General features: G+C 55.5%; 8 protein-coding genes and 1 pseudogene. 5 read left to right on the top strand and 4 right to left on the bottom strand.

Going from position 1 to position 16539, the window contains the following annotated elements; all coding sequences use genetic code 11:
• The first annotated feature begins 171 nt into the window (after positions 1-171).
• Positions 172-1260: an efflux RND transporter periplasmic adaptor subunit gene (locus tag P6287_RS20230; protein WP_277975208.1), complete on the top strand. Its 1089-nt coding sequence runs from the start codon at positions 172-174 to the stop codon at positions 1258-1260.
• Entirely contained in the window at positions 1260-4304 is a 3045-nt protein-coding gene (locus P6287_RS20225) for an efflux RND transporter permease subunit (RefSeq protein WP_277975207.1), read from the top strand. The genes P6287_RS20230 and P6287_RS20225 overlap by 1 nt, the downstream gene beginning before the upstream one ends.
• Before the next feature lie 336 nt (positions 4305-4640).
• On the opposite strand, the gene P6287_RS20220 is transcribed toward P6287_RS20225, so the two are convergent.
• Together P6287_RS20220 and P6287_RS20215 are read right to left on the bottom strand one after the other, a co-directional pair.
• Complete coding sequence (locus tag P6287_RS20220; protein WP_277975206.1) at positions 4641-5681, bottom strand: AI-2E family transporter; 1041 nt, start codon at positions 5679-5681, stop codon at positions 4641-4643.
• 125 nt (positions 5682-5806) lie between these two features.
• Positions 5807-8494 (bottom strand): cation-transporting P-type ATPase, encoded by a 2688-nt coding sequence (locus P6287_RS20215; RefSeq protein WP_110867122.1) that lies wholly within the window; start codon positions 8492-8494, stop codon positions 5807-5809.
• Positions 8495-9255: 761 nt separating this feature from the next.
• Here P6287_RS20215 and P6287_RS20210 point away from each other — a divergent pair.
• The 3 genes and pseudogenes from P6287_RS20210 (at position 9256) to P6287_RS20200 (ending at position 14365) form a co-directional block, all read left to right on the top strand.
• Positions 9256-10341 (top strand): annotated as a pseudogene (locus P6287_RS20210) (efflux RND transporter periplasmic adaptor subunit).
• Positions 10341-13403: an efflux RND transporter permease subunit gene (locus tag P6287_RS20205; protein ID WP_277975205.1), complete on the top strand. Its 3063-nt coding sequence runs from the start codon at positions 10341-10343 to the stop codon at positions 13401-13403. The pseudogene P6287_RS20210 and the gene P6287_RS20205 overlap by 1 nt, the downstream one beginning before the upstream one ends.
• Complete coding sequence (locus P6287_RS20200) at positions 13400-14365, top strand: acyltransferase family protein (RefSeq protein ID WP_277975204.1); 966 nt, start codon at positions 13400-13402, stop codon at positions 14363-14365. Before P6287_RS20205 ends, P6287_RS20200 begins: the two co-directional genes overlap by 4 nt.
• On the opposite strand, the gene P6287_RS20195 is transcribed toward P6287_RS20200, so the two are convergent.
• Positions 14352-15869, bottom strand: a complete 1518-nt coding sequence (locus P6287_RS20195) for an alpha/beta hydrolase (protein ID WP_277975203.1) — start codon at positions 15867-15869, stop codon at positions 14352-14354. The genes P6287_RS20200 and P6287_RS20195 overlap by 14 nt on opposite strands.
• Positions 15859-16419, bottom strand: coding sequence for a lipid IV(A) palmitoyltransferase PagP (gene pagP / locus P6287_RS20190; protein WP_217547861.1), 561 nt, complete (start codon positions 16417-16419; stop codon positions 15859-15861). Before pagP ends, P6287_RS20195 begins: the two co-directional genes overlap by 11 nt.
• Between the last annotated feature and the right edge of the window lie 120 nt (positions 16420-16539).

The following is a 16539-nucleotide window of genomic DNA, read 5'->3' as shown; positions in this document are numbered from 1 at the left end:
GTGGTTTCGCGCATGGTGGCATAATTGATTTCGCCAGACATCGCTAAATTAAACCAACCTTAAACGCACATAATTGTTTCCACCTAATGACCCTTACTTTGCGGAGGGTCATTATTCTCTCTTTCAGGCAATGGCATATTCCCGCCCTTTCATTCTTATTGAGGCAGGGGCATGAATAATTGGCCAGTGCTGGGTGCACTTGTAATTTGTTTGGTTTTGATCGGTTGTGACAATAAAAGCGGTGATGAACTCAGCGCACCGCGCGTAATTAAAGCGCTAACGCTGACGGAAAATACCACAGAGAAAGTCAGGGTATTTCCAGCGCGTATTTCGGCGGGCGATTACACCGAATTGGCGTTTAAGCGTACCGGGCGGCTGGCGCAGTTGCAGGTGCGTGAAGGCAGCCATGTTAAGGCTGGCGAGGTGATTGGCCGGCTGATCGATACCGATGCGCAGCTGCGCGTCAACGATCAGCAGAACACATTCCAGCTGGCGGATCGTCAGTATCAGCGCTTCAGTGCGCTGGCCACGCGCAGTGCGGTTTCGCAGGCAGACATGGATGTGCAAAAGGCGAACCGCGACTCCGCCGCCGTGGCGCTCAACATCGCCAAAGAGGAGCTGGATTATCACACCTTGCGCGCACCGTTCGACGGCATCGTCACCAGCGTGGCCTCACAAAATCATCAGGTGGTTACCGCCGGACAAACGGTGGCGGTGATCAGCCGCAACGATGTACTGGATGTGATTTTCAGCGTGCCGGAAAACCTGTTCACCAGCCTTGACGTGCAAAACGTGAGTTATCAGCCAGAGATCAGTCTGAATGCGCTGCCGGGCCGCACGTTTCGCGCGGCATATAAAGAGCATCGCGCAGAAGCTGATGCTGCCACGCTAACCTGGCAAGTAGTGCTGACGATGCCGCGTCCGACGGATTTACCGCAGGTCAGCGGACTGAGCGGCACGGTGAAAGTGCAGATGCATAACCTGCCCACTTCCGACGGCACGCCGCTACTGCGCGTGCCGGCCAACGCGGTGTTTAACCCGGATCACAGCCTGCCGAATCAGCCTTACGTGTGGCTGATCAGCGGTGAAGGTGATGTGCTTAACGTTCAGCAGCAGCCGGTGGTGGTGGGAAAACTCAATGCGCAGGGCATCGAAATTCTCTCCGGCCTGCAAGTGGGCGATCGCATTGTGGTCGCGGGCGTCAGCGATCTGCGTGATGGTCAGGCGGTGCGCCTGTGGGCACGCGAGCGAGGTCTGTGATGCGCCTGCTGGAACCGTTTCTCAAATACCCGATTCGCAGTTGGCTGGTGATCCTGCTGCTGGGCGTGGGCGGCATTTTTGCGCTGCTCAATATCGGTCGTCTGGAAGATCCGCTTTTCACCATTAAATCGGCGGTGATTGTGACGCACTATCCTGGCGCGTCGGCCCAGCAGGTGGAAGAGGAAGTCACGCTGCCGCTGGAGAACGCCTTGCAGCGCTTGCCATCGCTCGACAACGTCAGTTCGATCTCCAGCAACGGTTTGTCGCAGATCACCGTTACGATTCATAGCCACTATCGCGCCGACGACTTGCCACAGGTGTGGGATGAATTGCGTCGCCGCGTTGACGATGCCACGCGCCAGTTTCCACCCGGCGTCAGCGCGCCGCTAGTGAATGACGACTTTGGTGATGTCTACGGCTACTTCTTTACCCTTTCCGGCGAGAACTTCACCAACAGCGAGCTGCGCACCTACGCCGATCAATTGCGGCGTGAGCTGAATCTGGTGCCGGGCGTGGCGAAAGTGGCGATTGCCGGTATTGAGCAGGAGCAGGTGAATATCACGCTCTCCAGCCAGAAGATGGTGGCGCTGGGCGTGACGCCACAGCGCGTGGCCGCTTTGCTCAACAGCGTCAATGCCGTCTCCGATGCGGGCCAGATTCGCCTCGGCAATGAAGCGATTCGTTTCCATCCGACTGGCGAGTTTCACTCACTGGATGAGATCGGTGCGCTGCCAATCTCTGCGCCCGGCAGCAGCCAGCAAGTGTTGCTGCGCGATATCGCCACGCTCAGCTATGGCGTTACCGAACGGCCGGGCAATCTCTATCACGCCAACGGCAACGCCGCGCTGGCGATGGGCGTCTCCTTTGCGCCTGGCGTCAACGTGATTGATGTCGGCGATGCGTTAAGCGCCAAAATTCAGCAGCATCAGCAGGCCAAACCGCTCGGCATCGATCTGAACGTGTTTTATAACCAGGCGCAGGAAGTGAAGCAGTCGGTGGATGGTTTCATCAATAACTTTCTGATGGCGCTGGCGATTGTGGTGGGCACGCTGCTGCTGTTTATGGGCGTCCGCAGCGGTATGGTGATCGCCGCCTCGCTGGCGCTCAATGTGCTGGGCACGCTGCTGATCATGTATCTGTTCAAGCTTGAGCTGCAGCGCGTGTCGCTGGGTGCGCTGATTATCTCCCTCAGCATGCTGGTGGATAACGCCATCGTGGTGGTTGAAGGCATCAAGGTCGATCGCCAGCGCGGCAAGCCGTTGCAACAGGCGATGATGCAGATGGTGAAACGCAGCGCGCTGCCGCTGCTCGGCGCCACGGTGATCGCCATCATCGCCTTCGCGCCAATTGGTTTATCGCAGGATTCCACCGGCGAATACTGTAAATCGCTGTTCCAGGTGCTGCTGATTTCTCTGCTGCTCAGCTGGATCACCGCGCTGACGCTGACGCCGGTGTTCGTGCAGTGGATGGATGGTCGCCAGGCAATCAGCAAAGAGCGCGCGCAGCCGTATCAGGGCGTGGTGTTTCGCCTGTATCGCCGCGTGCTCACCATGCTGCTGCGCTTCCGCATCACTACTTTAGTGCTGATGGCCGCGTGCCTGGCCGCCTCGATCTATGGCTTCGGCTACGTGAAGCAGAACTTCTTCCCCGCCTCCAATACGCCGATTTTCTTCACCGATCTGTGGCTGCCGTATGGCACCGACATCCATTACACCGCACAAACCGCGCGCGAGATTGAAGGCTGGATCAACCAGCAGCCGGGCGTCAGCAGTACCGTGACAACCATTGGTCAGGGCGCGATGCGCTTTACGCTGACTTACGATGCAACGCGTCAGTACAGCAATTATGCGCAGATCATGGTGCGCGTGCAGGACGCCAGGCAGCTAGAAATGCTGGCGCAGCACACCGAGCAGCACATCGGCGAGCACTTCCCACAAGTGACAGAGCGCATCAAACGCATCAATTTCGGCAGTGCCAGCGACAGCGCCATTGCGCTGCGGATTACCGGCCCCGATCCCATTACGCTGCGGCAGATTGCCAGCCAGATTGACGACATTTTCCTCGCCGAAGGCAGCGCGTTTCCGCCGCGTCATGACTGGCAGGCGCGCAGTAAAGTGATTCGTCCGCAGTATTCACCGCTGCGCGGTCAGGAGCTGGGCGTGGACAAGCGCGATATCGACCGCGCGCTGCGTATCAACTTCACCGGTGATAGCGTCGGTTTGCTGCGCGAAGGCTCGCGGCTGATGCCGATCATGCTGCAGACTTCCGAGCTGGAGCGGCAGAATATCGACCATCTTGGCAATATTCAGGTGTGGAGTCAGGCGCAGCAGCGTTATGTGCCGCTGGCCAATCTGGTGAGCGATTTCCAGCTGGAATGGGAAGATCCGCTGATAATGCGCCGCGACCGCATGCGCGTCTTGACGGTGCAAACCGATCCCGATCCCGCCAGCGGCCGCACCGCCGCAGAGATTGTGGCGCGCGTGCAGCCGGCCATCGATCAGCTGAAGTTGCCCGCCGGCTATCATCTGGAATGGGGTGGCGAGTTGGAGAGTTCGCGCGATGCCCAAAGCGGCCTGCTTGGCTCGCTGCCGTTAGGTTTCCTCGCGATGTTTGTGATTACCGTGCTGATGTTTAACTCGCTGCGCGATGCGCTGGCGATCTGGATTACCGTGCCGCTGGCGCTGATTGGCGTCACCTGCGGCTTCCTGCTCACCGGCATTCCGTTTGGCTTTATGGCGTTGATTGGTTTGCTGAGTTTGTCAGGCATGTTAATTCGTAACGGTATCGTGCTGGTTGAGGAAACGCACCGGCTGGCGCGGCATCAGCCGTTACAGCAAGCGATTCTCGATGCCGCAACGTCGCGCCTGCGCCCGATTCTGCTCACCGCCTTTACCACCGTGCTCGGCCTGCTACCGCTGCTGCGCGATGTGTTTTTCCAGAGCATGGCGGTGGTGATCATTTTCGGTTTGGGATTCGCCACGGTACTGACGCTGCTGGTGTTGCCGGTGCTGTATCAAAACTTTTATCGGGGTAGAAAGTCTTGAGCGTGAAATTTTGCCTTGAGTCCGTATTATCCGTGTGGGCACTGACGCATCTGCTGCGTCACGGGCCGTCCTCGCGCCGCTAGCGCGGTGCCTTCGGCTTCCACGTTGTGCCGACGGACCGTTCGGGGATCGGCCGTCCTGGCCGGCCCCGAACTGCCTCACGCATCCATGCGTGAGGCTCCTGGCCCAACGTAAAAGCCTCAGCGCTGCGGATAGCCCTTTCGCCGCAGCAGACGCGCCAGCGCCTCTCACAATGTAGCCGTTTTCAACCACACGCACTGAAGCCCCGGCCGGCCTGCGCACTCACCATTGAGAAAATAACAAGCGAATCGCCATTTATGGCGACAGGTTTGTTAAATGCTCTCCCTGCTTTTCATTCCCAGCGCTCGCTAATAATATTTTTTTCAACATAAACGTCAGCGGAATTGCAAGAATCGCACCGATGATGCCCAACAAGGATTGCCAGATAAGAAACGCCAGCAGCTGTGTCGTAAGCGCCATATTCAATCGTTTGCCCAATAATAACGGCTCAATGACTGAACTCAGGATTAAATTTAACGCCACGAAGAACAGTGCGACCACCAATGCGGTTTGGATATCGTACAGCATATAACTTTGCAGCACTGGCGGGATGGCCGCCATGAATGAACCCAGCACCGGAATATAGTTGAAGACAAACATCAACACACCCCAGAAAAAGGCGAACTTCAAGCCAAGAAGATGTGCACCCGCCCAGACAATAATGCCGCCGACAATACTGGTCAGGGTTTTAACCTGAGCATAAACGATAACGCTTTGCACGCCCTCTTCAAGCGCCACGTAATAGCGCTGATATTTCCCTTCGGCCTGTTTACGTAGCAGGATTTTTAAATTTCTCATTTCATACAGCATGAAAAACAGCATCAGAAATACCATCAGCCACCAGGAAAGAATGCTGGGTATTTGCGTGAGAAAACCCGTGACAAAGCGCACCACCGCACCCGCATCAACAAACGCCAGCATGTCGTTGGGCGTTAAAACCAGGCCCAAATGACTAAACGTCTGCGTCACCGGCTCGAAGCGTTCGGCCAGTAGCTGCGGTGCCTGACGGCTCAGCTGGATTAAATCGGGGGTTAATACGGTGAGTTTGATGATGGTGAACACAATCACCAATAACAGCAGCACAATCACCAGCAGCGATGACAGCAGACGCGGCACGCGTTTTCTTTCGAGCCGACTGATTAACGGATCGAGCATAATCGCCAGAAACAATGACAGCATCACCTGATTAATTAATGCCGATGCCAGATAGATACCGGTGAGAATTATGGTCAACGTGGCGAGAATTATCAGTACGCGCAAAAGCCTTGACCATAAAGGAAATTCGTTCAGTCCCATTATTAAGATCCTTCATCCTATACAAAATGTATTATAGAGAAAAACCTGTGCGCTGGGCCTTGTTTGAGGTCAAGTGACGAAAAACATTCAGGCCGTAAGAGAACCGGCCTGAATGTCACGCGCTATTAATTGATTCTGAATCTCCGCGTTAATGGCTTTTCGATTTCGACAATTAAAAACATCACGAAGCCAATGATCAAGGTAATAATCCAGTAACGTAACGGTAGCGCGGTGGTACCAAACAGCAGCTGCATAAAGGGCGCGTAGATAATCAGCAATTGCAGAACTAACAGCACGCCGCTGACGATCCAGATGCCTTTATTCATCAGCAAACCTTTGCTCAATGAGAAGCCGTCGGAAACACGACAGTTCAGCATATAAAACCACTGCGCCGTTACCAGCGTTTGTAATAACACGGTACGAATAAATTCCGGTGAATAGCCGCGCGGTTGCAGCCAGGCTTCCAGAACGAAGGCGCTGATGGCGATCATCGAACCGACAAAAATCACGCGCCAGATGGCGAAACCATCCATCACATGCAGTTTGGGATCGCGCGGCGGACGACGCATGATATTTTGCTCACCCGCTTCAAACGCCAGGCCGAAGGAGAGCGTGGCGGAAGTCGCCATGTTCATCCACAGAATCAGCACCGGGGTCAGCGGAATGAGGTTACCGGCCAGCAAGGCAATGATGATCAGCAAGCCCTGCGCCAGGTTGGTCGGCATGATGAACAAAATGGTCTTTTTCAGGTTGTCATAGACACGGCGCCCTTCCCGCACCGCGCTGGCGATGGTGGCGAAGTTATCGTCCGTCAGCACCATATCGGCAGCTTCTTTAGTTACTTCGGTGCCTTTAATCCCCATGGCGATACCGACATCCGCCTGCTTCAGCGCGGGCGCATCGTTAACGCCATCGCCGGTCATCCCGACCACCTCTTTTTTGCTTTGCAGCGCCTGCACCAGACGGAATTTATCTTCCGGGCTGGTACGGGCAAAGATGTCGTACGCCTGCGCCGCCTCACTCAATTGTTGGTCATCCATCACTTCCAGCTCGCGTCCGGTGATGGCGGTGCTGGCGTTACCGATTCCCAGCATCTGCCCAATACTCATCGCAGTTTGCGGATGGTCGCCGGTGATCATTTTGACGCGAATGCCGGCTTGCAGGCAGTCGCCAATCGCGGTGATGGCTTCCGGTCGCGGTGGATCCATCATCCCGGCGATGCCGAGCAAAATCATGCCCTGATGCAAATCCTGATGCGTCAGCTCAGTTTGTCCTGGCGTGGCCGGTTTCCAGGCCGCCGCCACCATGCGTAATCCTTCGCGCGCATACTCCTCAATTTTGGCTTCCCACCACGGCAGATCGATCGGCTGCAATCCGGCCTCTGTTTGCTGCTGCTGACAATGTCTGAACAGAACGTCCGGCGCGCCGGTCAGCAGCACGCACTCTTCATCGCCAATCAGATAGTGCGTCGACATGTATTTGTATTGCGAATCAAAGGGGATTTTATTGCGCAGTTCGGTGGTGACTGAAGGCAGATGTCCTTTGGCGGCCAGCACTTTAAGTGCGCCTTCCGTCGGGCCACCGGTGATTTTCCACAGTCCGTTTTCGTCTTTAATCAGCTGGCTGTCGTTACACAGATCGATGGTGCGCAGATAGCGCTCGAGGATCGAGCCTTGCGCCACTTTTACCGGCACAGCGTCATCTGCTTTATGGATGGCGCCCACCGGTTCATAGCTCACGCCATCAACGCGGTAAATCTGATCGGCGGTGATAATCGCTTTCACCGTCATTTCATTCATGGTCAGCGTGCCGGTTTTATCTGAGCAAATCACCGTCATCGCGCCCAGCGTTTCCACGGTAGGCAGCTTGCGGATGATCGCCTGCTGCTTCGCCATGGTTTGTACGCCAAGCGACAGAATGATCGAGATAATCGCCGGTAATCCTTCGGGAACCGATGCCACCGCAAGGCTAATCAGAGACAGCATCAGCTCTGAAACCGGCATATCGCGGAACAGCAAACTGAAGACAAACAGCGCGGCCATCATCGCCAGGATGATCAGGAAAATGGCTTTACCGAGTTTATCCATCTGCACCAGCAGCGGCGTGCGGTGCTTTTCGATATCGGACATCATCTGGTTGATGTGCCCAAGTTCCGTGGCGCCACCGGTAGCGACCACCAGCCCTTTGCCGCCGCCCGAACTGACGGTGGTGCCGGAGAACAGCAGATTGGTACGATCGCCCAGCGGCAACTCGCCGATGAGCGCGTCCGTGCCCTTCTCAACCACGGTGGATTCGCCCGTCAGAATCGCTTCTTCAACGCGCAGGTTGTGCGCCTCAATAACGCGCAGATCCGCCGGGATGCGGTCGCCGGCGCGGATCACCACCACATCACCTGGCACCAACGCGGTGGTGGGCAGCGTCTCGTGATTACCCGCACGGATCACCACCGTTTCGCTGGAGAGCATATTGCGGATACTTTGCAGGGATTTTTCCGCGTTGCTCTCCTGAATGTGGCCAATCAGGGCATTCACCACCGCCACGCCGAGAATCACCAGCGTATCAACCCAGTGTCCCATGACGGCAGTCAGCAACGCGGCGGCCAGTAAAACGTAGATCAGCACATCGTTGAAGTGAGCGAGAAATCGCAGCCAAACCGGCTTGCCGGGTTTCTGTGGCAGGGCATTTTCCCCGTACTGTGTTAGGCGCGCCGCCGCTTCAGCACTACTGATTCCCTCGGTGGAACTTTGCGTACTGGCCAGCGTTTCATCGACAGAAAGTTGATAATAGGTACTTTCCGGTTTAGCAGTATTCATCGCTTTCTCCTCAAATCCTATTTCGGAAATCAAGGCGGTGATATCCCGTATTTAACAAGTCGCCATTGAACGAAAAGATCAGACCTGACTTATCCGGTGGAAGAAGCGGTCCGTTTCAGATTGAAAAATATGTAGTTAATGGCTGCTCAGCGGCAATGGAGCAGCCCTATTTTCTATACGAAATTGAAAGCATTTTGTAAAATGAACGCTATAAACGTAGCACAGGGATATTCAACGCATTCATTTCTCAATAAAAGTCGCGAGGCGGAAATCATTTATCTCATCAGACTTATCCGATCGCGGAGAATAATAAAAATATAGTGTGATAATTCATAAGGCTGGGTAATTTAAAGCCAATATCCAGGTTACTTTACACTGATATTTTATATCGATATTACGGATTGAATATCCAGAAAAATCATTTTTAATGGATTTAAATCTGGTTAATTTCATCAAAAATATTACAAGCTATCAGGCTTTACTTTTTTTGACATCTGCGTCTATGCTCATCGATAACAAAAACATCCTGTTAATACTTCTCACCTTTTAAGGCGATGGCGCAGTTTTTCTGTGGTCATGGTTAATGGAGGCAACGATGTATGGTTATAGCCTGCTCCGACTGAGTCTTTATGTTGTCATTGCGATCGTTACCTGCTCCGCCGTAGGACTATTCACCTACGCGGTTGTCTCTATGCTTGGTAATTAAATTATCCACTCACATTATTGCCAACAATGGATTCGTTGTTGCTGAGGATAAAACAGTGACTCGTTATATTACGCTGACTGCCATTGTTATATTTTTAACAACGGGTTGCGACCAAAAAACACAGGAAGTCACGCCACCGCCACGCATGGTGAAAGTCGTTGAAGTTGTGGCGTCCGGCGAATCTCAGCAACGTATCTTCCCGGCGCGCATTGAATCCGGCGACTCCACCGATTTGTCGTTCAAACGTGCAGGACAGATTGAATCGCTGGATATTCGCCAGGGCAACCGCATCGAGCAGGGCCAGCTCATCGCCAGACTTACGGCGCGGGAAGCGCAGCAGCGCGTTAATGAGCGCCAGACCGCCGCCACCCTCGCCCAGCGGCAATTTGCCCGCTTCCAGACGCTCTCCGGCCGCCAGGCGATTTCGCAGGCAGACATGGACGTGCAGCGCGCCAACCGCGATGCGGCCAATGCCGCGCTGCAAATTGCCCGTGAAGAGTTAAGCCAGATGACGCTAACCGCGCCATTCAGCGGTGTGGCCGCCGTGGTTAACGTGCGCAATCATCAGGTAGTCGCCGCCGGACAAACCATCGCCACCTTGACCCGCAACGATCTGCTCGACGTGGTATTCAGCGTGCCGGAAAACCTGTTTACCGCGCTGGATATGCGCAACCTGACCTATCGCCCGGTGGTGCGCATCAACTCATTGCCGGATCGCGAATTCCAGGCCGAGTACAAAGAGCACACCGGCAGCAGTAACAGCAACTCGCTGACGTGGCAGATTATTTTAACTATGCCGCGCCCGGCCGATTTCCCGGCGGTGGGCGGCGTCAGTGGCACGGTGACGATTAACCTCGCCAATCTACCCGCCAACGTGAATCGCGAATCGTTAGTGGTGCCGGTGGAAGCGGTGTTTAATCCCGATAACAGCCAGCGCAACGAGCCGCATGTCTAGGTGGTGCAAGGCAGCGGCGATCAGCTGACGTTAGAAGATCGCAAAGTCAGCGTGGGCGAAGTAACCGATCGTGGCGTGGTGATTACCGCCGGGCTGCACGCCGGTGAACGCGTGGTCGCCGCTGGCGTCAACGAGCTGCATGCTCAACAACCGGTACGCATCTGGACGCGTGAGCGGGGGCTGTAATGGATATCTCCCGGCAGTTTATCGACAATCCGGTCCGCGTCTGGCTGGCGATTCTGTTACTGGGCGTCGGCGGCATTTTTGCTCTGCTCAATATTGGCCGTCTCGAAGATCCGGCTTTTACCATTAAGACCGCGGTGGTTGTCACCCACTATCCCGGCGCGTCTGCCCAGCAGGTGGAAGAGGAAGTCACCTTGCCACTGGAGAATGCGCTGCAGCAGTTGCCCTATCTGGACAATGTCAGCTCCATCTCTTCCAACGGCCTGTCGCAGATTACCGTCAACATTGACTCGCGTTATCACTCCAACGCGTTGCCGCAAATCTGGGACGAACTGCGGCGCAGAGTCGGCGATGCGGCGCGTTTCTTTCCTCCTGGCGTGGCCGCGCCGTTCGTTAACGATGATTTTGGCGATGTGTTTGGTTTCTTCTTCGCTATTTCTGGCGACAACTTCAGCAACCCGGAGCTGGTGCAGTACGCGGAGCAGCTACGGCGTGAGCTGGTGCTGGTGCCGGGCGTTGGCAAGGTGGCGCTGGGCGGCGTGATCCCACAGCAAATTAATATCGATGTCTCCTTAACGATGATGGCCGCGCGCGGCATTACGCTGCCGCAGCTCGCCAGCGTGCTAAGTCGACTCAACGTGGTCTCCAATGCGGGCGACATCAAAGCCGGCACGGAATCGATCCGTCTGCATCCAACCGGCGAGTTTCAGAACATCGAAGAGTTGGGCGACTTGCTGGTCAGCCCGCCGGGCGATCACGCCACCACCCGATTGCGCGATATCGCCTCGCTGTCGCGTGGGCTGAGTGAATCGCCCTCCAGCATTTACCACGCCAGCGGACGTCCGGCGGTCACCATGGGAATTTCGTTTATTCCCGGTGTGAATGTGATTGATGTCGGGCGCGCGCTGGAGGCCAAACTGCAGCAGATGTCGGCAGAAAAACCGGCGGGCATTCAGATCAATGTGTTTTACGATCAGGCCGCCGAAGTGGCGCACTCGGTGAATGGCTTTATTACCAACTTCCTGATGGCGCTGGCGATTGTCGTCGGCGTGCTGCTGATCTTTATGGGGGTGCGCAGCGGCATTATCATCGCGTTGTCTCTGGCGCTCAATGTGCTGGGCACGCTGCTGATCATGTATCTGTGCGGCATTGAGTTGCAGCGCATTTCGCTGGGCGCGCTGATTATTGCGCTGAGCATGCTGGTGGATAATGCGATTGTGATTGTCGAAGGTGTGTTAATCGCGCGTCAGCAAAAATCGCCGCTGATGAACACCATCAACTTTGTGATTCGCCGCACCGCCTTCCCGCTGCTGGGCGCGACGATAATCGCCATTCTGGCGTTTGCGCCGATTGGTCTTTCGCAGGATTCCACCGGCGAGTACTGCAAATCGCTGTTCCAGGTATTGCTGATTTCCCTGCTGCTAAGTTGGTTCTCGGCGCTTACCATCACGCCAGTGCTGATCAAATGGTGGCTGTTTAAAACACAGGAACCTACTAAAGGTGCGGCTGAAGTTTCACCTTATGACGGCGGTTTTTATCGCTTTTATCAGCGCATGTTGCTGGTGTTGCTCAGGCAAAAAACCCTCACGCTTTCGCTGATGGCGGTGCTGCTGGCGCTGGCGATTTGGGGCTTTGGATCGGTACGACAAAACTTCTTCCCTTCAGCCAATACGCCGATCTTCTTTGTCGATCTCTGGCTGCCGTACGGCACCGATATCAACGCCACCGAGCAGATGGCCAGCGACGTTGAAAAATCGATTACCGGGCAGCAAGGCGTAGTTTCTACCGTCACCACCATTGGCCAGGGCAGCATGCGCTTTATCCTCACTTATAACGGGCAGCGTCAGTACAGCAATTATGCGCAAATCATGGTGCGCATGGACGATCAGCGTAATATCGGCGCGCTATCACACCGTATTGATGCCTACATCGCTCGCCAGTATCCGCAGGTCAATGCCAGCACCAAACGGGTGATGTTTGGTCCTTCGGGCGGTAGCGCAATTGAGGTGCGTATCAAAGGTCCCGATCCCGACAGAATGCGCCTGATCGCCAGCCAGGTCGGCGACATCCTCACCGCCGATCCCGCCACCGTCAGCGTGCGCAACGACTGGCAAAACCGCAGCAAAGTTATTCGTCCGCAGTTTAATCTGGCGCTGGGTCGCGAGCTGGGCGTCGATAAGCAGGAGGTGGATAACGCGCTGGAGATGAATTTCACCGGCAGCCGCGTTGGGCTGTATCGGGAAGGTGCTGACCTGCTGCCGGTTATCGTGCGGCCACCGGTCAGCGAGCGGCAGGACGCCAATCATCTCAATAACGTGCTGGTGTGGAGCCAGAGCCAGCAGCATTACATCCCGCTCAGCAACGTGGTGAGCGGTTTTACGCTGCAATGGGAAGATCCGCTGATTCTGCGCCGCGATCGCAGCCGCGTACTCACCGTGCAGACCGATCCCAATCCGCTCAGCAACGATACGTCCGGCGATATTGTGGCGCGCGTGAAGCCGCAGATTGAGCAAATCTCGCTGCCGCACGGCTACAGCATTGAGTGGGGTGGCGATGCGGAGAGTTCCAGTGAAGCGCAGCAAGGCGTGTTTACCTCGCTGCCGCTGGGTTATCTGGTGATGTTTGTGATCACCGTGCTGATGTTTAGCTCGCTGAAAAACGCCGTCGCCATTTGGCTGACGGTGCCGCTGGCGCTGATTGGCGTGACGCCGGGCTTTTTGATCACCGGAATTCCGTTTGGCTTCATGGCGTTAATCGGCCTGCTGAGTCTGAGCGGTATGTTGATTCGCAATGGCATCGTGCTGGTCGAAGAGATTGAACAGCAGAAACTTGTAAAGCCGCAGGCTGACGCGATCATCTACGCCGCCACCTCGCGTCTGCGCCCTATTCTGCTGACCGCCTTCACCACCGTGCTCGGGCTGGCGCCGCTATTGCGCGATGTGTTCTTCCAGAGCATGGCGGTGGTGATTATGTTTGGTCTGGGTTTTGCCACGGTGCTAACGCTGCTGGTGCTGCCGGTGATTTACGCCTGTTTCCATCGCCAAACGGTGGCTAGCGCATCATGAATGTGACCGGCCTCAACGTGATTAAAACGCTGGGATGTATGACGGCGGTGACATTTTTCACCGTGTACAACACCTGGGATCGCTACGATTACGATTATCACTGGATTCTAGCGTTTCTGACCTTTATCTCCACTATCGCCACGCCGCTGTTTTTTGTCGTCGCCGGGATTATGGATGCCCGTTCCGACCAGGATGTTAACTGGCAGATAGGCAAGATTCGCAATCTGGTGATCGTGTTTCTGTTCTGGATGACGGTCTATTACCTGTGGGAACCGTATCAGCGCGGCTATCTGATCCAGCCGTGGTTCATCTTCTCGTTCATTATCATCTACAGCTTTCACCCGCTGATGATCTGGCTTAGCCAGCATCGACGCGCGTTCGTTGCGCTGGTGTTTGCGTTGCTGGCGTTCTCATATGGCTACGATTTGCTGGCGGTGCTGCATCCGGACGACCCGCTGTTCCGGCTTGAACCGCAGTATCGGCTCTGGACCTGGCTGCTGTTTTACTTAACCGGCCAGCTGTTGTGCGATCCGCTGATTAATGACTGGATGGAGCGCAAAAAAGTGGCGCGCGGTGCGGTGATCGCCCTGCCCTTTATCTATCTGTTTACCTGGTTTTATGAGCAGCACTTCTTCTTCGCGCTATTCAAAGCCGATCGCAACGCCTTTATTCTCACCGGCTCGCAGATTTATCTGCTGGTGGTGGTGCTGGTGATTGCCGCCAGTCAGGTGCGCTTTCGCCGCAATGTGGCGGTTAAAGAGACCATTCTGGCGACCATCAGCAAAACTATGACCGGCGTCTATATTCTTCACTACTCGGTTTTCCATCTGCTCACCGCGCTGATTCCCATCACCTCGCTGGCGACTAAGCTGACGCTGATTGCCGTGACCTTTGCCGCTTCGGTGCTGCTCTCCAGAGTGATCCTCGCCAGCGGCTGGCTGAAAAAAGTCATAACCCTTTGATGCAGGCCGGCAGATTGCTCTGACTGCTGCAGTCAATGCGCCCCTTGATTTGCAACATCATGTAATCGAAAAACGGATTGGAGGTGTTGCGCATCAGCGTATCCAGCCCAACGATCAGGCTGGCGGTTTCACCGCGCAGCGAGATGGTGCCAAAGCTAATGCCATAACGATTCTTTTCCGTTGGCTCGCGGCCATACAGCGAGTCGCTGAGTGGGAACGGCACGGCAATGTGCGACAACGAATAGGTATCCTGCGGCCACGCTTCATGCATCGAACGCACGATTTCTTTCGTTTGATCCGCCGCTGTAATGCGCGCCACGGTTTGATAGGTGGTCGGTGACGCGTTGGTGATGACCGTTGAGGCATAGCGGCGCGGCGCAGGCGGCAACAAATTATTGACCGCTGAGTAGAGCGCGGGCCTGAACAGCGCGCGCAAGTTCGCCGCCTGGTTGACGTCGAACATCACCAGTTCACTGCCGTTATCCGGCAGATAGCGATAGAACGCATTGACCACCGCGCGGGTGCTGACGGTGGAATCCAGCACTGACTGGAAGGTCAGCACCGGAGGAAACGCCGACATGCTGCCGCCGCGAATCACATGCAGCAGCTGATCCTGCATCGCCTGAGTCAGCAGCCACGATTGCCGCGCCGCGCGCACCGGGAACGAGTTGTACTTGAAAGGATTGTATTCGGGGATGATGCTCAGCCACGCCGCTTTGGCGAAGCCGGGGATGATGGCGGGCCAACCGGCTAAGCCAGCAAACCGCGCATAGGCGGTGACGCCAATCATCGGCGACAGCAATACCAGCTGTTGCGGCTTGCGCAGCGCGTTATTTTGCAACGTATCGAGGCTGTATTTCACCGCCAGCGCGCCGCCGTTCGAGTATCCAACCAGATGCAAAGGTACGTTGCTGCCCGCCAGGCGTGTCGCTTCGCGCACCGCTAAGCGGGTTGCCGCCATCCACATTTGCCAGTCAACCCTGGTGAGTGAACCGGGCGCCGTGCCGTGTCCCGGCAGCCGCGGCACTACCGCCACAAAACCCTTCTGCTGATACGCCTGCGCCAGATAGCGCATGCTGTACGGCGAATCGGTTAATCCATGCAGCAGCACCACCGCACCTTTCGCTTTTCCTTCCGGCTCGAGGATATAAGAGCGATTCCAGTCGGTGTCGAATCGCGCCGGATAAACCGGGCTTTGCGCATTAAAGCGGTTGAGCGCCGTTTTCTCATCGTCACTGAGCTGGTCGGTCACGTTGAGCTTCATGTCGTGGAAAATCGCTGCTTCACGCGTCAGATAATCCGCGAAGCTGGCGCGATCAATCTCATCCACCGACATTTCATCCGCCGACCACGTATGCCAGCGATGCAGCGGCGGTCCCTGTTCGGATTGATAACCACGGATCACCAGGAACATCACCAGCAAAACCAGCAAGCCTAACGCTACGCGCTTGAGCACTTTGCTGATGCGATCTTTATGCAACGCGTTGGCGGAATCAGAAGGCATAGCGAACCCAGGCAAACAGCACGTTACCGTTATTGTAAGTGCCGGGAATATAGGTGAACTGCACGTTGAAACGTTTATAACCAGCGGAGAACAGCGGCAGCACGATAGGCAGCGGCACGTAATTGGCGAAGTCATCGCGCGCGGTGATACCGGCGGTTAGCCCAAGTCCGAGACGAAAATCACGCGATTGATCCAGATACCAGCCTTTCTCCCAGCCATAACCAATGATCGGCTGCCATTCGTTATGGGAATCTTTAAACGCCATCGCGTAGAGCGCGCTCCAGTTACCGTCTTCATTGATGCGCGAGACGCCCAACCCGCCGCCCCATGGCGTTTCATTGTAGTTATCGGTTTTATCTTTATCGTAAGCAAAACGGGCATGCCAGCTGATGAAAGGCAGATAGAGATCGTAATACTGCGGTTCCTGCCAGGTTTGTGAAACGTCCTGCTTGAGCCATTCCCAGCCATCGCTGATCGTGTTGGCCGCCGAGGCGGGACAGACAAACAGGGCCAGAGTAAGCAACCAGGCCGCCTGAAGAGTTCGCATCATGTATGCCTCTAAAATTCACCGCCGCGAAAAGGAGTGGAAAAGCTGACGTGCTTATAAAGCAGATCAAGTCACTTAACCGGTAAGATTATAGTTGCTTGTTATTGCTATAAGTAGCATCAC

The sequence above is a fragment of the Pantoea sp. X85 genome (genome assembly GCF_029623675.1).
Taxonomy (GTDB): Bacteria; Pseudomonadota; Gammaproteobacteria; order Enterobacterales; family Enterobacteriaceae; genus Pantoea; species Pantoea leporis.
Note: the sequence above shows the minus strand (reverse complement) of the source record. Positions and strands in the feature narration are given on the sequence as shown.